The organism is Adlercreutzia sp. DFI.6.23 (genome assembly GCF_024462535.1).
GTDB classification, from domain to species: domain Bacteria; phylum Actinomycetota; class Coriobacteriia; order Coriobacteriales; family Eggerthellaceae; genus Adlercreutzia; species Adlercreutzia rubneri.
Window position 1 is genome coordinate 1 of record NZ_JANGBP010000737.1, and the last position, 290, is coordinate 290.

Sequence of the window (290 nt, forward strand, 5' to 3'; positions counted from 1 at the left end):
AACAGCCTTATCCTGCGCCGCCGCGAGTTCGCCGTTATGAAGTCGGTGGGCCTTTCGAACCGGCATCCCGGCAACCACCATCGGCTCGTACGAGAACGCTAAGAGCGGCATCACCCTCGACAACGCCTGGGCATTGGCCGATGCGTTCAAGATGCCCATCGGCTCTCTCTTCGGCCGCGACGAGAGCAAGTACGAGAAAGCAAGCTAACCGACCAAGGAAGGAGCACCCACATGGAAGAGTCCACCACGCACCGCGTCAAGGAGGCGGTGGCCGGCGCCGTCGAGAAGGC

1 pseudogene is annotated in these 290 nt (G+C 62.4%); it reads left to right on the forward strand.

Features of this window, described 5'->3' with window-relative positions:
- Positions 1-61: 61 nt before the first annotated feature.
- Positions 62-208, forward strand: a pseudogene (locus NE591_RS16445) (helix-turn-helix domain-containing protein); the annotation flags it as partial.
- Positions 209-290: the final 82 nt, after the last annotated feature.